This is a genomic window from Xanthomonas massiliensis, from assembly GCF_900018785.1.
GTDB classification, from domain to species: domain Bacteria; phylum Pseudomonadota; class Gammaproteobacteria; order Xanthomonadales; family Xanthomonadaceae; genus Xanthomonas_B; species Xanthomonas_B massiliensis.
This window is the reverse complement of the sequence record NZ_FCOY01000006.1, coordinates 682,906-704,292: the sequence shown is the minus strand read 5'-3', so window position 1 is coordinate 704,292 and position 21,387 is coordinate 682,906. Positions and strand designations below refer to the sequence as shown.

At 69.9% G+C, this 21,387-nt stretch carries 20 protein-coding genes; 14 read left to right on the top strand and 6 right to left on the bottom strand.

What is annotated here, in order from left to right:
• Positions 1–83: 83 nt before the first annotated feature.
• Positions 84–866 (bottom strand): CoA pyrophosphatase, encoded by a 783-nt coding sequence (locus BN3794_RS06175; RefSeq protein ID WP_066094880.1) that lies wholly within the window; start codon positions 864–866, stop codon positions 84–86.
• Between the two features lie 136 nt (positions 867–1,002).
• Positions 1,003–1,704, bottom strand: coding sequence for an FKBP-type peptidyl-prolyl cis-trans isomerase N-terminal domain-containing protein (locus tag BN3794_RS06170; RefSeq protein ID WP_066094877.1), 702 nt, complete (start codon positions 1,702–1,704; stop codon positions 1,003–1,005).
• Between the two features lie 172 nt (positions 1,705–1,876).
• Here BN3794_RS06170 and BN3794_RS06165 point away from each other — a divergent pair, with 172 nt between their 5' ends.
• From BN3794_RS06165 to nth, 3 genes are read left to right on the top strand one after another with little or no spacing between them, the layout of a single operon-like run.
• Positions 1,877–2,659: an enoyl-CoA hydratase/isomerase family protein gene (locus BN3794_RS06165; protein ID WP_066094874.1), complete on the top strand. Its 783-nt coding sequence runs from the start codon at positions 1,877–1,879 to the stop codon at positions 2,657–2,659.
• Positions 2,660–2,672: 13 nt separating this feature from the next.
• Positions 2,673–3,038 carry a hypothetical protein gene (locus tag BN3794_RS06160; protein WP_066094871.1) on the top strand — a complete coding sequence of 122 codons (366 nt, stop codon included), beginning with the start codon at positions 2,673–2,675 and terminating at the stop codon, positions 3,036–3,038.
• Entirely contained in the window at positions 3,035–3,718 is a 684-nt protein-coding gene (gene nth, locus BN3794_RS06155; protein ID WP_066094869.1) for an endonuclease III, read from the top strand. Before BN3794_RS06160 ends, nth begins: the two co-directional genes overlap by 4 nt.
• 669 nt (positions 3,719–4,387) lie before the next feature.
• On the opposite strand, the gene BN3794_RS06150 is transcribed toward nth, so the two are convergent.
• Positions 4,388–5,623: a porin gene (locus BN3794_RS06150; RefSeq protein ID WP_066094866.1), complete on the bottom strand. Its 1,236-nt coding sequence runs from the start codon at positions 5,621–5,623 to the stop codon at positions 4,388–4,390.
• 247 nt (positions 5,624–5,870) lie between these two features.
• Here BN3794_RS06150 and pstS (BN3794_RS06145) point away from each other — a divergent pair, with 247 nt between their 5' ends.
• The 8 genes from pstS (BN3794_RS06145) to rnt all read left to right on the top strand — a co-directional run bounded on the left by pstS (BN3794_RS06145) (position 5,871) and on the right by rnt (position 13,075).
• Entirely contained in the window at positions 5,871–6,890 is a 1,020-nt protein-coding gene (gene pstS, locus BN3794_RS06145) for a phosphate ABC transporter substrate-binding protein PstS (protein WP_066097057.1), read from the top strand.
• Between the two features lie 193 nt (positions 6,891–7,083).
• Complete coding sequence (pstS, locus tag BN3794_RS06140; protein WP_066094863.1) at positions 7,084–8,172, top strand: phosphate ABC transporter substrate-binding protein PstS; 1,089 nt, start codon at positions 7,084–7,086, stop codon at positions 8,170–8,172.
• Positions 8,173–8,230: 58 nt separating this feature from the next.
• Positions 8,231–9,205 carry a phosphate ABC transporter permease subunit PstC gene (pstC, locus tag BN3794_RS06135; protein ID WP_066094860.1) on the top strand — a complete coding sequence of 325 codons (975 nt, stop codon included), beginning with the start codon at positions 8,231–8,233 and terminating at the stop codon, positions 9,203–9,205.
• A 1-nt stretch (position 9,206) separates the two neighbouring features.
• Positions 9,207–10,073 carry a phosphate ABC transporter permease PstA gene (gene pstA, locus BN3794_RS06130; RefSeq protein ID WP_066094857.1) on the top strand — a complete coding sequence of 289 codons (867 nt, stop codon included), beginning with the start codon at positions 9,207–9,209 and terminating at the stop codon, positions 10,071–10,073.
• Between the two features lie 17 nt (positions 10,074–10,090).
• Positions 10,091–10,915 carry a phosphate ABC transporter ATP-binding protein PstB gene (gene pstB / locus BN3794_RS06125; protein ID WP_066094852.1) on the top strand — a complete coding sequence of 275 codons (825 nt, stop codon included), beginning with the start codon at positions 10,091–10,093 and terminating at the stop codon, positions 10,913–10,915.
• 198 nt (positions 10,916–11,113) lie between these two features.
• A complete protein-coding gene (gene phoU / locus BN3794_RS06120; RefSeq protein WP_066094849.1) occupies positions 11,114–11,824 on the top strand; it encodes a phosphate signaling complex protein PhoU in 711 nt (236 codons plus the stop codon).
• A gap of 132 nt (positions 11,825–11,956) precedes the next feature.
• Positions 11,957–12,343, top strand: coding sequence for an RcnB family protein (locus BN3794_RS06115; protein WP_066094846.1), 387 nt, complete (start codon positions 11,957–11,959; stop codon positions 12,341–12,343).
• Between the two features lie 84 nt (positions 12,344–12,427).
• Positions 12,428–13,075 (top strand): ribonuclease T, encoded by a 648-nt coding sequence (gene rnt, locus BN3794_RS06110; protein ID WP_066094843.1) that lies wholly within the window; start codon positions 12,428–12,430, stop codon positions 13,073–13,075.
• Positions 13,076–13,578: 503 nt separating this feature from the next.
• Here the strand turns inward: rnt and BN3794_RS06105 are convergent.
• Entirely contained in the window at positions 13,579–14,979 is a 1,401-nt protein-coding gene (locus tag BN3794_RS06105) for an ATP-binding protein (RefSeq protein ID WP_066094840.1), read from the bottom strand.
• The gene (locus BN3794_RS06100; protein ID WP_066094838.1) at positions 14,976–15,695 is read right to left on the bottom strand and encodes a response regulator; all 720 of its coding nucleotides are present in this window, start codon (positions 15,693–15,695) and stop codon (positions 14,976–14,978) included. The genes BN3794_RS06105 and BN3794_RS06100 overlap by 4 nt, the downstream gene beginning before the upstream one ends.
• A gap of 205 nt (positions 15,696–15,900) precedes the next feature.
• Here BN3794_RS06100 and BN3794_RS06095 point away from each other — a divergent pair, with 205 nt between their 5' ends.
• The 3 genes from BN3794_RS06095 to BN3794_RS06085 are packed head-to-tail and all read left to right on the top strand — an operon-like array spanning position 15,901 to position 20,569.
• Complete coding sequence (locus tag BN3794_RS06095) at positions 15,901–17,139, top strand: efflux RND transporter periplasmic adaptor subunit (RefSeq protein WP_078059616.1); 1,239 nt, start codon at positions 15,901–15,903, stop codon at positions 17,137–17,139.
• A gap of 11 nt (positions 17,140–17,150) precedes the next feature.
• Positions 17,151–19,112: a MacB family efflux pump subunit gene (locus BN3794_RS06090; protein WP_066094832.1), complete on the top strand. Its 1,962-nt coding sequence runs from the start codon at positions 17,151–17,153 to the stop codon at positions 19,110–19,112.
• Entirely contained in the window at positions 19,109–20,569 is a 1,461-nt protein-coding gene (locus BN3794_RS06085; RefSeq protein WP_066094829.1) for an efflux transporter outer membrane subunit, read from the top strand. Before BN3794_RS06090 ends, BN3794_RS06085 begins: the two co-directional genes overlap by 4 nt.
• A 67-nt stretch (positions 20,570–20,636) precedes the next feature.
• Here the strand turns inward: BN3794_RS06085 and rlmB are convergent, their stop codons facing one another.
• Positions 20,637–21,380: a 23S rRNA (guanosine(2251)-2'-O)-methyltransferase RlmB gene (gene rlmB, locus BN3794_RS06080; RefSeq protein WP_066094826.1), complete on the bottom strand. Its 744-nt coding sequence runs from the start codon at positions 21,378–21,380 to the stop codon at positions 20,637–20,639.
• Positions 21,381–21,387 lie beyond the last annotated feature (7 nt).

Below are 21,387 nucleotides of genomic sequence, written 5' to 3'. Positions count from 1 at the left end.
GGGCATTATCCGGGCGCCGCGCATGCCACGGGTGAAGGAAGGCATGCTTCCGTGACCCAGCGCAGGATTCGATCCCGACCGGCTCAGCCGCCCTGCTCCAGGCGCCGGCGCAGGTTGAGCAGGATCGCCGCGGTCGCCCCCCAGATGCGCGCCCCGGGCCAGGCGTACTCCAGCACGCGCCGCGGGCGGCCGCGGAACTCCACGTCCACGCTGCGCAGGTTGCCCGGGTCCATCAGGTAGGCCAGCGGCACCTCGAACACCTCGGCCACCTCCGAGGGCGAAGGACGGGCGACGAACCGCGGGTCGATCACCCCGACCACCGGCACCACGCGGAAGCCGCTGACGGTCATCAGCGGGTCCAGGTACCCCAGCGGCGCGACCTGCTCGGCCGGCAGCGCGATCTCCTCGCGGCTCTCGCGCAGCGCGGTGGCCACGGCATCGGCATCGCCCACATCGCGCCGCCCGCCGGGGAAGCTGACCTGGCCGCCATGGTGGCGCAGCGCCGCGTTGCGCCGGGTCAGCACCACCTGCGTCCCCTGCGGCCGCGGCACCAGCGCGGCCAGTACCGCGGCCTCGGCCGGCGGCGCGACGGCGGCCAGATCGACCAGTTCCTCGTGGTTCCAGCCCGGGCCGGCCGGTGGCGTGTCCAGCGGGTGCAGGGCGCGGCGCAGGCGCTCCCCTTCCGGCAGCCAGAGCCCGTCGCGCTGCGGCAATACCTCCATGACCCGGCGGCGCTCGGCCTGGCTCATCGCCGGCCACTCCGCGATCTCGGCCGCGCTGCGCCGACAGCCGGCACACAGTCCCGCCCCGTCCAGGCGACAGACACCGATGCAAGGCGTGAGGGGAGCAACAAGGCAGGTCTCCATGATCCGTGGCCGTAGCCTAGCGCGCCACGCCGGGGAAAGGGCCGGCGGAACGCCGCTGCGACCTCGTGTCTCCCCCTGAAACGAGAACGCCGGCCCCCCGAAGGAGGCCGGCGTCGGCATGTCGCTGGCGTCCGGCTTACTTGACGCTGACCACCTTGATCTCGAACTGCACCGCCACGTTCGGCGGGAACGGCGTGCGCGGATCGGCGCCGTAGGCCTTGTCCGGCGGCAGGGTCACTTCCCACTTGGAACCGGCCGGCATCTGCAGCAACGCCTCGCGCATGGCCGGCATCTCGATCTCGCTGAGCTTGATCGAGGGGATCTGCTGGGCCGGGCGGGCCTGCTCCGGACGCTGGCCGTACGGGAACGGACCGGCCACTTCCAGCGCCAGGGTGCTGGCCTGGGTCGGCTTGGCACCGGTGCCGTTCTCCAGCACCTTGTAGGCCACGCCGTTGGGCAGGGTCTTCACGCCGGCCTGGGTCTTGTACTGCGCGACGAACTGGTCGCTCTTGGTCTTGTTGTCGGCGGCGGCCTTGTCGTATTCGGCCTTGGCCTGCTGGGCACGGGTCTGCTCGCGCTTCTGGAAGGCCTCCACCGCCGGCTTGAGCTGGTCGGCGGTGATCGCCGGCTGCTTCTTGGCGTAGGCATCCTGCAGGCCCTTGATGACCGAATTGATGTCCAGCTGCTCGCCGCGGGCGGTCAGTTCGGCCAGGTTGTTGCCGTAGTCGTAACCGAAGTAGTAGCTCAGCTTGCCCTTCTCGGACGTGGTGTCCTGGGCGAACGCAGTGCCCGTCAGGGCCAAGGCCGCGACGGCGACCGCGATAGAACGCAACTTCATTGATTCCTTCTCCAGGGTGGTGGCACAGGACGGAGGCTGCCGCCTGAGATGACGCGTTAGGATAGCCGCCGCAACGGGAAGCCCGCCACTGACGTGCAGCTTGTGACAAGCCGGCGCGGCCGGAGTTCCCGGGCCGACGTTCTTCACTTTCGCCACCACGGGAGCCGCCACCATGTCCGAAAGCCCAGTCACCGTCAACGATCACGGCCCGGTGCGCCAGATCACCGTCGACCGTCCGGACAAGCTCAACGCCCTGGACCGCGACACCCTGCTGGCGCTGGAAACGGCCTTCGCCGATGCGGCCGCGGCCGAGGACGTGCGCGTGGTGGTGCTGACCGGCGCCGGGCCAAAGGCCTTCGTCGCCGGGGCCGACATCGCCGGCATGCACGGCATGGATCCCGGCCAGGCCTATGCCTTCGCCAGCCTCGGCCAGCGGGTGATGGACCGCATCGAGCACATGCCCAAGCCGGTCATCGCGATGATGAACGGATACGCACTGGGCGGCGGCCTGGAACTCGCCCTGGCCTGCCACCTGCGCGTGGCGGCGGCCTCGGCCAGGCTCGGCCAGGCGGAAATCAACCTCGGCCTGATCCCCGGCTTCGGCGGCAGCCAGCGCCTGCTGCGCCTGGTCGGCCGCGGCGCCACCCTCGAGCTGTGCCTGCTCGGCACGGCCGTCGATGCCCAGCGCGCCTACCAGCTCGGCCTGGTCAACCGGGTGGTGGCCGACGAGGCGCTGCACCAGGCGACTTTCGACATCGCCGCGCAGCTGGCCGCCTCGGCGCCGCTGGCCCTGCGCGGCATCCTGGACACGGTGCTCGCCGGCGGCGAGGGCCCGCTGGAGCAAGGACTGGCGCTGGAACGGGCCCGCTTCGGCCTGCTCTTTGCCAGCGAGGACAGCCGCGAAGGCACTGCCGCCTTCCTGGAACGGCGCAAGCCGCAGTTCCGCAACCGCTGAGCCGATGGCACCGATGCCCCCCGACCATGATCGTGCCGCCCTGGCCGTGCGCCTGCTCGCCCTGCTGGAGCAGGACGACGTCGATGCCGCCCTGGCCGCCGGGCTGATGGACTACCGCCCGCAGGCCGGCGACGCCGCGCTCGATCCACGCCTGCCCGCGGCGCTGGCCGCGGCACAGCAACGCCTGCGCCAGGCCTGGGCGGCCCGGGACCGCTACCGCCAGCACCAGCTGCGCCAGGCACGCCGTGCCGCCGAGCGCGAGGCCCGGCGCCGCGCCGCCGCACCGCCGCCCGCCGTGGCCGGCACGGCCGCCTTGCCACCGGCGGTGGCCGCCGCGCTGGCACGCGCCAAGGCCCGCGCCGGGATCGCCAAGCCATGAGCCCGTCCCGGAACGGTACCGCCACGCGCAGCCGCAACAGCCTGCTCACCCGCGACCAGATCCACGAACTGTTCGCCCGCCTGCGCGAGCTCAACCCGCACCCGACCACCGAGCTGGAATACCGCACCCCCTTCGAGCTGCTGGTGGCGGTGATGCTGTCCGCGCAGGCCACCGACGTCGGCGTCAACAAGGCCACGCGCAAGCTCTACCCGGTGGCCAGCACGCCGGCCGCGATCCTGGCGCTGGGCGAGGACGGGCTGAAGCGCTACATCGCCACCATCGGCCTGTACAACGCCAAGGCCAGGAACGTCATCGCCACCTGCCGCATCCTGCTGGAGAAGTACCACGGCGAGGTGCCGCGCGATCGCGCCGCGCTGGAGGCCTTGCCTGGCGTCGGCCGCAAGACCGCCAACGTGGTGCTCAACACCGCCTTCGGCGAACCCACCATCGCGGTGGACACGCACATCTTCCGCGTCGCCAACCGCACCGGCCTGGCCCCGGGCAAGGACGTGCGCACGGTCGAGGACAAGCTGATGAAGGTGGTGCCGGAGGAATTCCGCCAGGACGCCCACCACTGGCTGATCCTGCATGGCCGCTACGTGTGCAAGGCGCGCAAGCCGGATTGCCCGCGCTGCGTGATCCGCGACCTGTGCCGGTATCCGGACAAGACGCCGGCCTGAGCCATCGCGCCCCGGTAGCGCCGCGGTGCCAGCGACGCCCCGGAGCTGTCATGGCCTGCACCTGTCACGTCCCGCCCCTGTCTTCGGCCCTCCCCGGCCCCGCTCCGGCTGGCCGGCACCTTGCAAGCACGCCTCGTCTTCCACGGCACGCCTGGCGCGGGTTTTGCCAACACCCCTCGCCCGGCTGCCAACGCGGGGCGTGACCGGGAGCGATGCGATGCCGCGATGCCGGACGAGCATCGTTCCACGGCACGCCCCGCGCGGCGGCGACGGGCCTGGCCTGGCTGTCGGGACGAATCGATGCGGGTAACCCATGGCAGCGCGGCCGCCGAGCCGCGCAGGCGGGAACCCTGCCACCCGGATTCGGACACCGGTGCAGCGCGTCTTCCGGCACCGAAGAGATACCTCCGGCAAGAGATCCCCTGGCCAGGGGCCACGTCGCCGGGCAACCGGGGTGGCCGGTACCCGGGCATCGGCGGCGCCCTGGAATTCCGGCACCGCGAACCGACCGCCTGCCGGCGGCGCCGATGCGCCATCGAACCCGCGCCATCACCGGATCCCGGCGCCGCGCATCGTGGATGCCCGACCGGAGCACGCGCAAACGCCGGACACGAAAACGGCGGCGAGGTGCTGCCTCGCCGCCGCCGGTAGGCCACGAACCTGCAGGAATCAGAAGCTCAGGTCGCCCCAGACGCCGAATTCCTTGGTCTCGTCGTCCTTGCTGCTGTTGTTGTCCTGGTGCGTGTACTTGTACACGGTGGCCAGCTTCAGGTTCTTGAACACCGGGAACTCGACGCCGAGGTTCCAGTACTTGTCGGCCAGCGTCGGGTCCAGGGTCTTGCTCAGGTCGGTCTTGTCGTAGCGGGCGAAGGCGTTGATGCCCTTGTCGCCCAGCGCCACGCTGCCCCACAGCGACCAGCCGCTGCTCTTGTCGCTGGCCACGGTCAGCACGTTGTTGAGGTTCTTGGCCTGGAAGTACTCGCCACCCAGGCGGAACGCCGGGCTGGCATAGGCCACCATGACGTCGCCGCGGGTGTAGGTGTGGTCGGCGTCGGTGACGTCGGTCTCCTTGCCCAGCTTGCCGGAGTAGCCGCCCACGGCGACGGCGAAGTTGGCGTTGGGCTGGTAGGCGACGCGGCCTTCCACGTCCATGCCCTTGCCGCGTGTCGGGTTCTTGTAGCCGGCGCCGTTGACCACCGAGGCGGCGTAGTTGAACTGCGTGCCCAGGTCGCCGGAAGCGTGCAGGCCCCAGTCGGCGGAGTTGCCGTACTTCAGGCGGTCGGTCAGGGTGTTCTCGACGTAGCGGTAGCCGTAGAACTTCTCCACGTACCCGATCCACGGCATGCCCGCCGCACCGATCTTGAGCACGAAGGCCTTGTCGAACGCACCCTGCACATAGGCGTTCTTGACGAACAGCTCGGTGCTGGAAATCGCCGAGCTGTACTGGAAGTCGGTGGTCAGGTTGGCCGACCAGATGTCGTTGAACTTGTGGTCGACGGTCAGGTAGAAGCGCTTGACGTCCACGCCGGTGCCGCTGGCCGAGGTCTTCTGGCCGTTGCTGGTCTTGTCGATGTTGCTCAGGTCGAAGAACATGCGGCCGCCGACCTTGGTGTCGTTGACGAACTTGGCCAGCGAATCGACCTTGCTGGCCGAGGTCTGCGCCGCCTCGATCGCCTGTGCCTGGGTCACGTTGACCTCGGACTGGGCATCGGCCTGGGCCTGCTGCTGTTCGGACTGGGCCTGCAACTGCTGTACCTGGCTCTGCAGGGCGGCGATCTGCGCCTGCAGTTCGCGCAACTGGGCGGCGGTGACGGCCGGGGCCGCCGGCTGGGCGGCCTGGGCATACGAGGAAACGGCCAGGCCGAGGCCGGCCATGACCGCCGTGGCGAGCAAATGAGAACGCATCTGGAATTCTCCGGGTGATGATCTTCAGGGCAAACGCCACGCGCAGACGGGCCTGCTCGAGCGATTTGTGAAGATTCCGTCAGCTCCGTGACGGTCACGGGTCAGGCGTCTGACAGAAAAAAGACAGCCGCCCGGGACGGGCTGTCACCGGACTGTCATCCACCGTTCTTCAAAGCATCACGAAGCCGGCATGCAATGGGCGGATCGTCGGCAATGGCGCCGGCGCACCACCCTGCAGGAGCTTTCCGTGATCCATTCGCTCAAGACCCGTCTGGTCGCCGGCATCGCCGCGGCCTCGTTCGCGCTGGTCGCCCAGGCTGCCGATGTCACCGGCGCCGGGGCATCCTTCATCTTCCCGGTCATGTCCAAGTGGTCGGCCGACTACGCCGCCGCGACGGGCAAGCAGGTCAACTACCAGTCCATCGGCTCGGGCGGCGGCATCGCCCAGATCAAGGCGGCGACGGTGGACTTCGGCTCCTCCGACGCGCCGCTCAAGCCCGAGGAGCTCGCCGCCGCCGGGCTGGCCCAGTTCCCGTCGGTGATCGGCGGCGTGGTGCCGGTGGCCAACGTGCCGGGCCTGCAGCCGGGTGCGCTGCGCCTGGACGGCAAGGTGCTCGGCGACATCTTCCTGGGCAAGATCACCCAGTGGAGCGATCCGGCGATCGCCGCGCTCAACCCGTCGCTGAAGCTGCCCGAGCTGAAGATCACCGTCGTCCACCGCTCCGACGGTTCGGGCACCAGCTTCAACTTCACCAACTACCTGTCCAAGGTCAACGCCGAGTGGAAGGCCAAGGTCGGCGAAGGCACCAGCGTGCAGTGGCCGGCCGGCATCGGCGGCAAGGGCAACGAGGGCGTGGCCGCCTACGTCAAGCAGATCCGCGGCGGCGTCGGCTACGTCGAGCTGGCCTATGCGCTGCAGAACAAGATGGCCTACGCCGCGATGAAGAACGCCGCCGGCCAGTTCGTGCAGCCCAGCGACGCCAGCTTCGCCGCGGCCGCCGCCTCGGCCGACTGGGCCCACGCCCAGGACTTCAACCTGGTCATCACCAATGCCCCCGGTGCGCAGTCCTGGCCGATCACCGCCACCAACTTCATCCTGATGCGCAAGAGCCCGAAGAACGCGACCAGCGCCAAGGCCGCCAAGGAGTTCTTCACCTGGGTGTACGCCAAGGGCGATGCCCAGGCCAAGGCGCTGGACTATGTCCCGCTGCCGGAGCCGCTGGTCAAGCAGATCGAGGGCTACTGGGCCACCCATCTGAAGTATTGATGCCGGAGACTCTCTCCCTCCGGAATCGACAGGCGCGGATCCTCCCGGATCCGCGCTTTTTTTGCACAGGGCGATGCGCGCGCGGCCTGGCCGCAGAAACCCGGCGCATGGTCACAAGGGTGTAACAAAAACATCATTTCATGACGTCATCCGCCGGAAGACACTCCGGCCCGTATCCCATGGAGCCATCCCGATGAACCTGCATCCGGCACGCATCACCCTCCTGTCCGTCGCCCTGGTCGCCGCGCTGGCGGCGTGCAAGCCTTCCGGCGACAGCACCACCGGCGCGCCCGCGGCCGGCGCCGCGGCCGCCGACGGCAGCTCCCAGGCCGCCACCGCCGTCATCTCCGGTGCCGGCGCCTCGTTCATCTATCCGCTGGTGTCCAAGTGGTCGGCCGACTACAACACCGCCACCGGCAACAAGATCAACTACCAGTCGATCGGCTCGGGCGGCGGCATCGCCCAGATCAAGGCCGGCACGGTGGACTTCGGGTCCTCCGACAAGCCGCTGGACAGCAGCGAGCTGGCCGAGGCCGGCCTGGCGCAGTTCCCCTCGGCGATCGGCGGCGTGGTGCCGGTGGTCAACCTCGAAGGCCTCCAGCCCGGCCAGCTGCGCCTGACCGGCGCGCTGCTGGCGGACATCTTCCTGGGCAAGATCACCCAGTGGAACGACCCGGCCATCGCCGCGCAGAACCCGGGCGTGACCCTGCCCAACGTCAAGATCAACGTGGTGCACCGCTCCGACGGCTCGGGCACCAGCTTCAACTTCACCAACTACCTGTCCAAGGTGAGCCCAGACTGGAAGAGCAAGGTCGGCGAAGGCACCTCGGTGCAGTGGCCGGGCGGCGTCGGCGGCAAGGGCAACGAGGGCGTGGCCTCGTACGTGCAGCAGATCAAGGGCTCGGTGGGCTACGTCGAGCTGGCCTACGCGCTGCAGAACAAGATGACCTACACCGCGCTGCAGAACGCCGCCGGCGAGTTCGTGCAGCCCAGCGCCGAGAGCTTCGCCGCCGCTGCCGCCTCGGCCGACTGGGCCCACGCCCAGGACTTCAACCTGGTCATCACTAATGCCCCGGGCGCGCAGTCCTGGCCGATCACCGCCACCAACTTCATGCTGGTGCGCAAGCAGGCCAAGGACCCGGCCCATACCCAGGCCACGCTGGACTTCTTCAAGTGGGCCTTCGAGCACGGCCAGGAGCAGGCGCGCGAGCTGGACTACGTGCCGCTTCCCGACGCACTGGTGCAGCAGATCGAGGCCTACTGGTCGACCGAGCTGAAGTGATCCCCGCCACGCCCACCCTCCGAGGTGGGCGTCGTCTTCCGCACCCGGGCCGTCCCCCATGAACGCCACCCTCATCCCCGAAGCGATCACCGCGCCCAGCGGCCGCGACCTGCGCGACGCCCGCGCCGACCGCTGGTTCCGCTGGGCACTGGTGGCCACCGTCGTGTTCGTCCTGCTCGCCCTGGCCAGCGCTGCGCTGTCGATGCTGTGGGGCGGGCGCCAGGCCCTGCAGATGCAGGGCCTGAGCTTCTTCTATTCCACCGAGTGGAACCCGGTGGAGAACAAGTTCGGCGCGCTGGCCCCGATCTACGGCACCCTGGTGACCTCGCTGATCGCCATGGTCATCGCCGTGCCTGTCAGCTACGGCATCGCCTTCTTCCTGACCGAGGTGTCGCCGCGCTGGCTGCGCGGCCCGGTCGGCACCGCCATCGAACTGCTGGCCGGCATCCCCTCGATCATCTACGGCATGTGGGGCCTGTTCGTGCTGGTGCCGGTGATGACCGAGTACGTCACCCCCTGGCTCAACGACCACGTCGGCACGCTGCCGGTGATCGGGCGCCTGTTCCAGGGCCCGCCGCTGGGCATCGGCATCCTGACCGCCGGCTTCGTGCTGGCGATCATGGTGATCCCGTTCATCTCCTCGGTCATGCGCGAGGTGTTCATGACCGTGCCGACGCGGCTGAAGGAATCGGCCTACGCGCTCGGCTCCACCCGCTGGGAGGTGAGCTGGGACATCGTCCTGCCCTACACCCGCTCGGCGGTGATCGGCGGCGTGTTCCTCGGCCTGGGCCGGGCGCTCGGCGAGACCATGGCGGTGGCCTTCGTGATCGGCAACAGCGTGCAGCTGTCGGCCTCGCTGCTGGAGCCGGGCACCACCATCGCCGCGCTGATCGCCAACGATTTCGGCGAGGCCACCGAGACCTACCGCTCGGCGCTGCTGGCGCTGGGCTTCGTGCTGTTCATCGTCACCTTCATCGTACTGGCGGCGGCGCGGCTGATGCTGCAGCGCCTGTCCCGCCGGGAGGGCAACTGACATGTCCGCCGCCGTCTCCCAACGCCTGTACAACCGGCGCCGCGTGGTCAACGTGGTCGCCCTGCTGCTTTCCTGCGCGACCGCCGCGTTCGGCCTGTTCTTCCTCGGCTGGATCCTGTGGACGCTGCTCGCCAAGGGCCTGGCCGGCATCGACTGGAACCTGTTCACCAGGATGACCCCGCCGCCGATGCAGGAAGGCGGCCTGGCCAACGCCTTCTTCGGCAGCGCGGTGATGTGCGGGCTGGCCATCGCCATCGGCACGCCGCTGGGCATCGCCGCCGGCACCTGGCTGTCCGAGTACGGCAACGCGCGCAAGGCCGGCACGGTGGTGCGCTTCGTCAACGACATCCTGCTGTCGGCACCGTCGATCGTGCTCGGCCTGTTCATCTACACCCTGTACGTGATGCAGACCGGCGGCAGCTTCTCGGCCTTCGCCGGCGCGCTGTCGCTGGCCTTCATCGTGCTGCCGGTGGTGGTGCGCACCACCGACGAGATGCTGCGCCTGGTACCGGTGCAGATGCGCGAGGCCGCGCTGTCGCTGGGCATCCCGCAGTGGAAGGTGATCGTGCAGGTGCTCTACCGCAGCGCCGCGGCCGGCATCGTCACCGGCGTGCTGCTGGCCCTGGCGCGCATCTCCGGCGAGACCGCGCCGCTGCTGTTCACCGCCTTCGGCAACCAGTACTGGAACAGCAACGTGTTCCGCCCGATGGCCTCGGTGCCGGTGGTGATGAACCAGTTCGCCGGCAGCCCGTACGAGAACTGGCAGGTGCTGGCCTGGGCCGGCGCCCTGGTGCTCACCGTGTTCGTACTGCTCGTCAGCCTGGGCGCACGCGCCCTGCTGTTGCGCCACAAGACCCCCAACGATTGATTCCTTCGGACATCGTCATGAACGACCTTACCCAGGGTGCCCCGGTCCAGCGCATCGCCGTCACCGAGCGCTCCCCGCTGGCCGATGCGCCGGTCAAGCTCGCCGCGCGCGGGCTGGACTTCTACTACGGCCAGTACCACGCGCTGAAGAACATCAACCTGGAGATCCCGGAAAAGCGCGTGACCGCGCTGATCGGCCCGTCCGGCTGCGGCAAGTCCACCCTGCTGCGCGTGTTCAACCGCATCTACGCGCTGTATCCCAAGCTGCGCGCCACCGGCGAGGTGCTGCTGGACGGGGAGAACATCCTCTCGCCCAAGTACTCGCTCAACCAGCTGCGCAGCCGCGTGGGCATGGTGTTCCAGAAGCCGGTGCCGTTCCCGATGACGATCTTCGAGAACGTCGCCTATGGCATCCGCCACCACGAGAAGCTGTCCAAGTCCGAGATGAACGACCGCGTCGAGCAGGCCCTGCGCCAGGGCGCGCTGTGGGACGAGGTCAAGGACAAGCTGGGCCAGAGCGCGCTGGGCCTGTCCGGCGGCCAGCAGCAGCGCCTGTGCATCGCCCGCGCGGTCGCCCTGCGTCCGGACGTGCTGCTGCTGGACGAGCCGACTTCGGCGCTGGACCCGATCTCCACCAGCCGCATCGAGCAGTTGGTGGAGGAACTCAAGAACGCCTACACGATCGTCATCGTCACCCACAACATGCAGCAGGCCGCGCGCGTGAGCGACTACACCGCCTTCATGTACCTGGGCGACCTGATCGAGCACGATCGCACCGAGGTCATCTTCTCGCAGCCGTCCATGAAGCAGACCGAGGACTACATCACCGGACGCTTCGGCTGATGGGCCGCACCTAGCCAATGCCCGTCGGCGGCGGACGCCGGCGCGGACGCCCGCCCCGGATGGTCGGGCCAGGGCATCCGCAAGCCGCAGCACCTGCCGGGACGACGGCAGGGCCCGCTCCACGAGATACGAGAAACCGAAGCACCCCGCTTCCACCGCAACGACCGACACGGCCGAAAACTAAAGGTTCGATACGCCATGACCGCCACGCCCACCGACCACATCGTGAAGAGCTACGACGAGGAGCTGCAGCGCCTGACCGGGGAGATCGTCCGCATGGGCGAGATGGCCGTCGCCCAGCTGGAGGCCGCGCTGGACGTGGTCGAGCGCCGCGACGACAACGCCGCGCGCCGCATCATCGCCAACGACGAGGCCATCGACGCGCTGGAAGGCTCGATCAGCCACGACGTCATGCTGCTGGCCCTGCGCGGGCCGATGGCGCGCGACCTGCGCGAGATCCTGGTGGGCCTGCGCGTGCCGGCCGACATCGAGCGCGTCGGCGACTACGCCGCCAACGTGGCCAAGCGTTCCATCGCCCTGAACACCGCCCCGCCGATGCCGCAGATCCTGGGCCTGCGGGCCCTCGGTGAACTGGCCGCCCAGCAGGTGCGCGGCGCGCTGGCCGCCTACCAGTCGCGCGACGTGGAAGCGGCGCTGAAGGTGCGCGACGCCGATGCCCGCCTGGACGCCCTGTACACCGCGCTGTTCCGCGAGCTGCTGACCTACATGATGGAGGATCCGCGCAGCATCACCCCGTGCACGCACCTGCTGTTCATGGCCAAGAACCTCGAGCGCATCGGCGACCACGCCACCAACATCGCCGAGAACGTCTGGTTCCTGGTGAACGGCGACCAGCCGCTGCCGCCGCGCGAGAAGCGCGACGAGACCAGCACCACCGGCTCTCCCTGAGGCCTCGTGCCGCCTCGTGTCGCCGCATGACATTCGCGACACAAAATCGTGGCAAAACTTAATAGGCGATTCACCCGCTGTCTTCTAGCGTCGAAGCCACGCAGGATGGTCCTGCATGCAAGGAGATGCACGATGAAACGACTGATCGCCCCGCTGATGGCCGCCTCGCTGCTGGCGGCCGGCCTGGCCACCGCCGCGCCGCAGGATCCGCCGCCCGATCGCCAGAAGCAGGGCCAGGATTCCCCGCAGCACGCGCAGCCGCAACAGCAGCAGCGTCCCCAGGGCCCCGGACAGGCCCAGCCGCATCCCTCGGCGCCGCCGCAGGCCGCCCATCGCCAGCCGCCGCGCCGGGGCGACAAGCTGCCGCCCGACCAGCGCGGCGCCCTGGTCAACGACTACCGTGCGCATGGCCTCAAGCGCCCGCCGCGCGGCCACCAGTGGCGCAAGGTGGACGACCGCTACGTGCTGATCGCCGTGGCCACCGGCGTCATCGCCAACGTCATCGCCAACGGCCGCTGAGCCGACCCGATGCCGGCCGGCCACACGCCGGCCGGCATCGCCGCTTCAGGGGCGGGGCCGGCACCCTCTGCTACCCTATCGCCCATGTCAGATACCCTTTCGCCCGAAGCGCCCGCGGCCCCCAATCCCCTGATGGCGCGGCGTTTCCGCGGCTACCTGCCGGTCGTGGTCGACGTGGAGACCGGCGGTTTCGACTGCAGCCGCCATGCCCTGCTGGAGATCGCCGCCGTCCCCGTCGAGATGGACGCGCAAGGCCTGCTGTATCCCGGCCAGACCCATGCCGCGCACGTGATTCCCGCCGAGGGGCTGGAGATCGATCCCAAGTCGCTGGAAGTGACCGGCATCGTCCTCGACCATCCCTTCCGCCTGGCCAAGCCCGAACGCGAGGCGCTGGACCACATCTTCGCCCCGGTACGCGCGGCGGTGAAGAAATACGGCTGCCAGCGCGCGATCCTGGTCGGCCACAACGCGCATTTCGACCTCGGCTTCCTCAATGCCGCGGTCGCCCGTACCGGCCACAAGCGCAACCCGTTCCACCCCTTCAGCGTGTTCGACACGGTCACGCTCGCGGGCGTGGCCTACGGCCAGACGGTCCTGGCGCGCGCCGCGCAGGCCGCCGGCCTGGGCTGGGACGCGGCCGAGGCGCACAGCGCGGTCTACGACACCGAGCAGACCGCCCAGCTGTTCTGCAAGATCGCCAACGCCTGGCCTCGGCATCCGCAAGGCGACTAATGCGTCCTCCGGATTCCTTGGGACGCAGGCCGGCGGAACGATCGGCGGCATTTCGATCGTGAGAAGCCGAGGACGGCGAGCAAACAGGCACCACGATTCGCGCAACACGGCTTCGGGCACCTGCACCGACCCTCCTGGACATCACTGCCCTTGACCAGGAATGGCGCGACCTTCACGGGAACGTTGGGCATGCCCGAGCCGCGGCAGATGAAGCGTGCGCCCCCTTATTCAGCAGTGCCGGACGGGTACACTGCAGTTGACCACGGTAAAGTTCGGCCCTTGTAGCGCACCAGGCCTTTCCCAGGTGGCGAACCACGGGCGCCCCGGGGGCGCGCACGAAGTCACGGATAGAGTTGTGCAGCCTGCTGCGCGAGATTCCAGCTTCACCGCGTAGTCGCGCGCGGCAGCAGTTTGCCGCTTCGTGACCCGGTCAGCGTCGGGACCGTCATGCGTAACCCGGTCAGCAACATGTCAAGCCGACAATTCATTCTGGACCGCGGCCGTCATGCCACCGGCGCGGCAGCCCACTCCACGCGCGCCTCGAGCCCGCCTTCGAGGCGATTGTTCAGGCGGAGGACCGCGCCGTCCTTCTCCGCGAGCGCGCGGGCGATCGTGAGCCCCAGTCCGGCGCCGCCGGTCTGCCGCGAGCGCGAGGTCTCCAGCCGCACGAACGGATCGAACACCGCCTCCAGCTGGTCTGCCGGCAATCCCGGCCCGCGGTCGCGGACCGACACCACCACCCAACCATCGCACCACGTCGCGGCGACCCGGGCGCAACCACCGTACTTGAGCGCGTTGTCGACCAGATTGGAGAACAGCCGGTGTACGGCCAGCGGCCTGAGCATCAGTACCGCGCCACAGCCCTGTTCGAACACGGCGTCACCACCGCCATCGGCGGCGTCGGCGACCACGCTTTCCAGCAACGAATCCAGATCCAGTGCCATCGGTTGCTCGGACGACTCGGCGCTGCGAGCCAGTTCCAGTCCCTCCTTGATCAGAGCTTGCATCGCCGCCAAATCGGCGACCAGGCGTTCGCGTAAGGCCTCATCGGACACATTCTCCAGGCGAAGCCGCAGCCGTGTCAGTGGAGTCTGCAGGTCGTGGGTGATCGCCGCCAGCATCTGCGTGCGTTCGCCCAGGTGGCGCTGCAGGCGCTGTTGCATGGCGTTGAAAGCCATCGCCGCGTTGCGCACCTCGGTCGGCCCCTTGACCGGCATCGGCTCGCGCTGCAGATCGCGCCCGAGCGCTGCGGCGGCGCCGGATAGGCCCTTGAGCGGCGCGCTGGCGATGCGCGATACCGCATACGCCAGCAGCGCTATGGCCACCGCCAGTAGAGTCAGAAACAGCGGATCGACCGGTGACAGGCGATTGCGCATCACCGGCGGCGATTCCAGGCCCAGGCGCAGCGGAGTTCCGTCGTGCAGCCACAGCAACACCAACCGGCACTCTGGCGGCGGCAGCTCCGCTTCCTCGCCTCTGTCGCGCTCGCCTGCAGCGGCTCGGCGGGCGCCCGGCGGCGGCAGGAAGTCCGGCAATCGTGGCGCGCATTGGCGGTAGCCGGCGTGCTCCACTCGCGCCTGCGCCAACAGCCCGCCACGCGCAGCCAGCAGCGCGGCGAAATCGGCATCGCCGCCATGCCCACGCGCATCGGCCTGCGCCGGGCGCACGCCGGGCCCGCCCAGATCGAGCAGCTTGGCGCGCAGTTCCGGGGGCGTCCCGTCCAGCAGTTCGACATAGCCCTGCAGGCGGTCGGCGGTACGCGCCATCTCCTGCCGCTCGAAGTCCTGCCGGCGCTTGGCATTGGCCAGCAGCGTGGCGACCACCGCGGCGGCCAGCATACCTAGCAGCAGGATCAGGAACAGCCGCCCGGCCATCGACGACAGGTAGCCGCGCAGGCGCCTCATTCCAGCGTCACCGTCGCCGCCAGCACATAGCCCTCGTTGCGCACGGTCTTGATCAGGCCGCCGGCATCGCCCAGCTTGTGCCGCAGGCGACTGATCTGCAGGTCGATCGCCCGCTCCTGCGCTTCGTACTGGCGGCCGCTGCTCAGCACCACCAGCTGCTCGCGGGTGAGCACCTTGTTGGCCCGGCCGGCGAACACCCGCAGCAGGCGAAACTCGGCGCCGGACAGCACCACCACCCGGCCGGCGGGATCGACGAGGTGGCGGTGCTCCAGGTCGAAGGTCCAGCCCTCGATGCGCGCGCGGCGCACCGCCAGCGGTTCCAGGTTGGCGGGCAGCGCCTCGGTCCGGCGCAGCACGTTGCGGATGCGCGCCAGCAGCTCGCGCGGCTCGAACGGCTTGGGCAGGTAGTCGTCTGCACCCATTTCCAGGCCGAGTACTCGGTCGATCGGCTCGGAGCGGGCGGTGAGCATGATCACCGGCGTGGCCGAGCGCGCGCGCAGGTCGCGGCACAGGGTCAGGCCGTCTTCGCCCGGCAGGTTGAGGTCGAGCACGATCAGGTCCACGTGCTCGCGCTCCAGCACCTGGCGCATCTGCGCGCCGTCGCTGGCAGTGCCGACCTGGTAGCCGGCGCGGCCGAGCTGCTCGGCCAGCAGGGTGCGGATATCGACGTCGTCGTCGACCACCAGCAGGCGGTGCATCGTCTGTTCTTCCGTCATGCGGCGATGATCCATCCTAGCCGATCGCCGCGCGCTTCCCGGCGCATGTCGGCACGTATCGGCCGGCGCCGCCGAAACATTGCGACACATCCGGCAGCGCGCCCGATACATGCCGATACACGCCATGCATTGAGGCAGGCGCACCGCGCCGGCCAGACTTGTCGCCGACGCCGCACGACGCGGCCCAGCGGACAGGTCCAGCCCAGTGAAACCCCGTTTGCCCAAGAGCCGGCGCGGCCGCATCGCGCTCGCGATCGCCGTCGTGCTGCTGATCGTGCTGCTGGTGCTGTGGTGGCTAAAGCCGTCGCCCCCCCCTACCCTGGCGTCCTCGCCGGTGACCCGTGGCGACGTCGAGCAGACGGTCGAGGCAACCGGCACGATCAAGCCGTCGCGGCTAGTCAGCGTCGGCGCACAGGTGTCCGGCCGGATCGAGTCGCTGAAGGTCGGGCTCGGCGACCAGGTCAAGGCCGGCGACCTGATCGCCGAGATCGATTCGCGCACCCAGCTCAACACCCTCAAGAGCGCCCAGGCCGCGCTGCAGAACGCGCGCGCCAGCCGCGACGCGCAGGTCGCCAACCTGCGCGCCTACGAACTGGCGTTCAAGCGCCAGCAGCGGATGCTGGCCGCCGAGGCGACCTCGCAGGCCGACTACGACAGCGCCCGCGCCACCCTGGAGGCCACCCGCGCGCAGATCGCCGCGCTCGACGCCACCATCGCCCAACAGCAGACCACGGTGGACACCGCGCAGACCAATCTCGGCTACACCCGGATCACCGCGCCGATGGACGGCACTGTGGTGGCGGTGGTGTCCAAGCAGGGGCAGACGGTCAACGCCAACCAGAGCGCGCCGACCATCGTCATGCTCGGCGACCTGGACACGATGACGGTGTACGCCGAGATATCCGAGGCCGACGTGGTCAAGACCCGGGAAGGCCAGCAGGTGTACTTCACCATCCTCGGCAACCCGGACAAGCGCTACGCCAGCACCCTGCGCGACATCGCCCCGGCACCGGAATCGGTGACCGACGAGGACAGCAGCTCCTCCAGCAGCAGTTCCTCCAGCACCTCCACCTCGAGCACCGCGATCTACTACAACGGCCTGTTCGACGTGGACAACGCCGACCACGCGCTGCGCACCTACATGACCGCGCAGGTGAGCATCGTGCTCGGACAGGCCCGCAACGTGCTGACCATTCCCTCGGCCGCGCTCGGCGCCAAGGGCAAGGACGGCAGCTACACGGTGCAGGTGGTGTCCGCCGATGGCCGCCCGCAGCCGCGCAAGGTCGTGGTCGGCCTGGACAACAACGCCAGCGCCGAGATCAGGAGCGGCCTGAGCGAAGGCGAGCGGGTGGTGGTCGGCGAGGCCACCGCCGCGACCCGCGCCGAGTCCGCGCAGAAGAACCAGCAGCGCCGAGGCCCCGGCGGCCCGCCGCCGATGATGTGAGAGGCGCAGCCATGAGCCAAGCACTGCTGCAGCTGCGCGACCTGCGCCGCGAGTTCCCGGCCGGCGACCAGACCCTGGTCGTGCTCGCGGACATCGACCTGGACATCGCCGCCGGCGAGATGGTGGCGATCGTCGGCCAATCCGGTTCGGGCAAGTCCACGCTGATGAACATCCTCGGCTGCCTGGACCGGCCCAGCGGCGGCAGCTACCGCGTCGCCGGCCGGCAGACCGGCGCGATGTCGCCGGACGAGCTGGCCGAGCTGCGCCGCGAGCACTTCGGCTTCATCTTCCAGCGCTACCACCTGCTGGGCGACCTGGACGCCATCGGCAACGTCGAGGTGCCGGCGGTCTACGCCGGCATGCCCGGCCCGGCGCGCACGGCGCGCGCGCGCGAGCTGCTGCGCCGGCTCGGCCTGGCCGACCGCACCGGCCATACCCCCGGCCAGCTGTCCGGCGGCCAGCAGCAGCGCGTGTCGATCGCACGCGCGCTGATGAACGGCGGCGAGGTGATCCTGGCCGACGAGCCGACCGGCGCGCTGGACAGCCGCTCCGGCGAGGAGGTGATGGCGATCCTGGGCGAACTGCACGCCGAGGGCCACACCATCATCATCGTCACCCACGACATGGCGGTGGCCCGCCACGCCCAGCGCATCATCGAGATCCACGACGGCCGGATCGTCGCCGACCGCGCCAACCCCGGTGCCGGCACCGACGTCGCCGGCCGGCGCCGGCCCGAACCGCCGCCCGCCGGCGGCAGCCACTGGCAGGCGCTGCGCGACCGCTTCGTGGAGGCGTTCCGGATGGCGCTGCTGGCGATGAACGCGCACCGCCTGCGCACCTTCCTGACCATGCTCGGCATCATCATCGGCATCGCCTCGGTGGTGTCGGTGGTGGCGCTGGGCAACGGCTCGCAGCAGCAGATCCTGTCCAACATCTCCGCGCTGGGCACCAACACCATCGAGGTCTATCCCGGCAGCGGCTTCGGCGACATGCGCTCGGGCCGGGTGCAGACGCTCAAGGCCGGCGACGCCATCGCGCTGGCACGGCAGAGCTATGTCGACAGCGCCACCCCCAACGTCTCCACCTCGGTGACCGCGCGCCATGGCAGCCAGTCCGCGACCGCGCAGGTCAGCGGCGTCGGCGAGCAGTACTTCCGGGTCAAGGGCCTGAAACTGAGCGAGGGCGCGTTCTTCGGCGCCGAGGCGGTATCGTCCATCCAGCAGGTCGCGGTGATCGACCAGAACACCCGCGCGCAGTTCTTCGCCGACACCCGGCAGAACCCGATCGGCCAGGTGATCCTGCTCGGCAACGTACCGGTGCGCGTGGTCGGGGTGGCGCAGAAGCAGACCACCGGCTTCGGCAGCAGCTCCTCGCTCAGCATCTGGGTGCCCTACACCACCGCGATGTCGCGCATGCTCGGGCAGCACTACCTCTCCAGCATCACCGTGCGCGTGTCCGACGACACCCCGATGGACGCCGCCGAGCAGGCGGTCACGCGCCTGCTCAGGCTGCGCCACGGCAGCGAGGATTTCTTCCTCAGCAACAGCGCCGAGATCCGCGAGACCATCGAGCAGACCACGCAGACGATGACGCTGATGATCGGCGCGATCGCCGCCATCGCGCTGGTGGTCGGCGGCATCGGGGTGATGAACATCATGCTGGTGTCGGTGACCGAGCGCACCCGCGAGATCGGCGTGCGCATGGCAGTGGGCGCGCGCCAGAGCGACATCATGCAGCAGTTCCTGATCGAGGCGGTGCTGGTGTGCCTGCTCGGCGGCCTGCTCGGCATCGGCCTGGCGCTGGCGCTGGGCCGGGTGTTCGCCGCCGCCGGCGGCAGCTTCGGCATGATCTTCTCGACCGGCTCGATCGTCGCCGCCTTCGCCTGCTCCAGCCTGATCGGCGTGGTGTTCGGCTTCCTGCCCGCGCGCAACGCCGCGCAACTCGACCCCGTGGAGGCCCTGGCCCGCGAATGAACCGCTCCCTCCCCCTCCTCCCCGCGATCGCGGCGGTCCTGCTGGCCGGCTGCGTCAGTACCGGCCAGTACCGCGCCGCTCCGATCGCGGTCGCCTCCGCCTACGGCCGCGGCGACGCCGCACGCAACACGCCGGAACAGGCGCTGGCGCTGCAGGCCAGCTACCCTGCCCACGACATCGCCGCCGATGCCTGGTGGCGCGGCTTCGGCGACGCCCGCCTGGACCGCATGGTCCAGCAGGCGCTGGCATCCAACAGCGACCTCGCCGCGGCCGGGCTGGCCCTGCGCAAGGCCCGCCTGCAGGCGGGCCTCGCCGAGACCGAGCTATGGCCGACCGCCAGCGGCAGCGTCGCCGGCTCTGGCAGCCGCGCCACCGACCGCCACGACGCGTTCGATCGCAGCTACTCCGCCAGCGTGTCGCTGGACTGGGAGATCGACCTGTGGGGCAAGCTGCGCGCACAGCGCGACGTGGCCCAGTGGGAGGCGGCGGCCACCGACCAGGACCGCGAGAACACCGCGCTGGCACTGGTCGGCGAGGTCTGCAGCGACTACTGGCAGCTGGCCTACCTCAACCAGAGCATCGCCGCCGGCGAACAGAACCTGCAGCGGCTGGAGAAGACCCTGCAACTGGTGCAGGTGCAGTTCGGCGCCGGCGATGTCTCCAGGCTGGAACTGCGCGAGGCCGAGCAGAACCTTGAGAGCCAGCGCACCGCGCAGAGCGCGCTGCTGCAGCAGCGGGTGGAAGTGCGCAACGCGATCGCCGTGCTGCTGGACGGCCAGCCATGGCCGCAGGCCGACGAGCCGCAGGACCTGGACGCCGCGTCCAGCCCGGCGCTGGCCGCGGGCGTGCCGGCCGAGCTGCTGGCGCGGCGCCCGGACCTGCGCGCGGCCGAACTGCGCCTGCGCGAATCACTGGCGCAGATCAAGGCCACCGCACGCAGCTACTACCCCGCGCTCAGCCTCACCGGCGCGATCGGCGGCAGCAGCACGGCGTTGTCGGACGTGGTGCGCAATCCGGTCGCCACCCTCGGTGCCGGCCTCACCCTGCCCTTCCTGAACCTGCATCGGGCGCGGCTGGACACCCGCATCGCCGGCACCGACTACGAGATCGCCGCCACCCAGTTCCGCACCACGCTCTACACCGCGCTCAGCGAGGTCGACAACGCACTGTCGGCGCGCGAGCAGCTCGCCGCGCAGGTGGAATCGGCGAACAGGTCGTACCAGGCCGCGCGCGATGTCGAGCGCATGTACGAGGTCCGCTACCGCAGCGGCGCATCCGACCTGCGCACCTGGCTGGACGCGCAGCAGACCCTGCGCGAGTCGGAGCTGGCGCTGGCGCTGGCACGGCGGCAGCAACTGGTCGCCGACGTCACCCTGTACCAGGCGCTGGGCGGCAGCGCAGCCGAATTGAAGCCACCTGTAGCAGCGACTTCCGTCGCGATGAGGCCTTACTGGTAGAACCCTCGCGACGGAAGTCGCTCCTACAGCACTTCTATGGGGGGGGGGCTGCGATGCCGCCGGCAGCTCACGCGCGCTGCCGTACTGCCTCGAACAGGGCCACGCCCGCGGCCACCGAGACATTCAGGCTCTCGATCGCGCCCGGCATCGGGATGCGCACCAGGCCGTCGCAATGCTCGCGGGTCAACCGGCGCAGGCCCTCGGCCTCGCTGCCCAGCACCAGGGCCACGTTGCCGGTCAGGTCCAGCGCATACAGGCTCGGCCCCATCTCGCCGGCCAGGCCGTAGATCCACACGCCCTGCTTCTGCAGCTCCTTCAGGCAGCGCGAGAGGTTGGTCACCGCCACCACCGGGATACGGTCCGCGGCGCCGGCCGAGGTCTTGCGCACGGTGGCGTTGACCGGCGCGGACTTGTCCTTGGGAATGACCACCGCGGTCGCCCCGGCGGCGGCGGCGCTGCGCAGGCACGCGCCGAGGTTGTGCGGGTCCTGCACGCCGTCGAGCACCAGCAGCAGGGCCTTGCCTTCGGCCTGCTCGACCAGGCCGGCCAGGTCGTGCTCGTCGAAGGTCTGCACGGCGGCATAGCGCGCGGCCACGCCCTGGTGGCGCACCGCGCCGCCGACGCCGTCCAGTGCCTGCGCGTTGACCCGGCGCACCTCGATGTCCTTGCGCAGGGCCTCGGCCTCGATCTCGGCCAGCCGCGGATTCTTGCTGCCGGCCTCGACCAGCACCTCGCGCACGTGCTCGGCATCGTTCTCGATGGCGGAGGCGACGGCATTGACGCCGACCACCCACTGGTTCTGCTTGCTCATGTGGCGC

Coding starts and splice junctions, on each gene's coding strand:
- BN3794_RS06175 (WP_066094880.1), bottom strand. CDS start 866: ATGGAGACCTGCCTTGTTGCTCCCCTCACGCCTTGCATCGGTGTCTGT.
- BN3794_RS06170 (WP_066094877.1), bottom strand. CDS start 1,704: ATGAAGTTGCGTTCTATCGCGGTCGCCGTCGCGGCCTTGGCCCTGACG.
- BN3794_RS06165 (WP_066094874.1), top strand. CDS start 1,877: ATGTCCGAAAGCCCAGTCACCGTCAACGATCACGGCCCGGTGCGCCAG.
- BN3794_RS06160 (WP_066094871.1), top strand. CDS start 2,673: ATGCCCCCCGACCATGATCGTGCCGCCCTGGCCGTGCGCCTGCTCGCC.
- nth (WP_066094869.1), top strand. CDS start 3,035: ATGAGCCCGTCCCGGAACGGTACCGCCACGCGCAGCCGCAACAGCCTG.
- BN3794_RS06150 (WP_066094866.1), bottom strand. CDS start 5,623: ATGCGTTCTCATTTGCTCGCCACGGCGGTCATGGCCGGCCTCGGCCTG.
- pstS (WP_066094863.1), top strand. CDS start 7,084: ATGAACCTGCATCCGGCACGCATCACCCTCCTGTCCGTCGCCCTGGTC.
- pstC (WP_066094860.1), top strand. CDS start 8,231: ATGAACGCCACCCTCATCCCCGAAGCGATCACCGCGCCCAGCGGCCGC.
- pstA (WP_066094857.1), top strand. CDS start 9,207: ATGTCCGCCGCCGTCTCCCAACGCCTGTACAACCGGCGCCGCGTGGTC.
- pstB (WP_066094852.1), top strand. CDS start 10,091: ATGAACGACCTTACCCAGGGTGCCCCGGTCCAGCGCATCGCCGTCACC.
- phoU (WP_066094849.1), top strand. CDS start 11,114: ATGACCGCCACGCCCACCGACCACATCGTGAAGAGCTACGACGAGGAG.
- BN3794_RS06115 (WP_066094846.1), top strand. CDS start 11,957: ATGAAACGACTGATCGCCCCGCTGATGGCCGCCTCGCTGCTGGCGGCC.
- rnt (WP_066094843.1), top strand. CDS start 12,428: ATGTCAGATACCCTTTCGCCCGAAGCGCCCGCGGCCCCCAATCCCCTG.
- BN3794_RS06105 (WP_066094840.1), bottom strand. CDS start 14,979: ATGAGGCGCCTGCGCGGCTACCTGTCGTCGATGGCCGGGCGGCTGTTC.
- BN3794_RS06100 (WP_066094838.1), bottom strand. CDS start 15,695: ATGACGGAAGAACAGACGATGCACCGCCTGCTGGTGGTCGACGACGAC.
- BN3794_RS06090 (WP_066094832.1), top strand. CDS start 17,151: ATGAGCCAAGCACTGCTGCAGCTGCGCGACCTGCGCCGCGAGTTCCCG.
- BN3794_RS06085 (WP_066094829.1), top strand. CDS start 19,109: ATGAACCGCTCCCTCCCCCTCCTCCCCGCGATCGCGGCGGTCCTGCTG.
- rlmB (WP_066094826.1), bottom strand. CDS start 21,380: ATGAGCAAGCAGAACCAGTGGGTGGTCGGCGTCAATGCCGTCGCCTCC.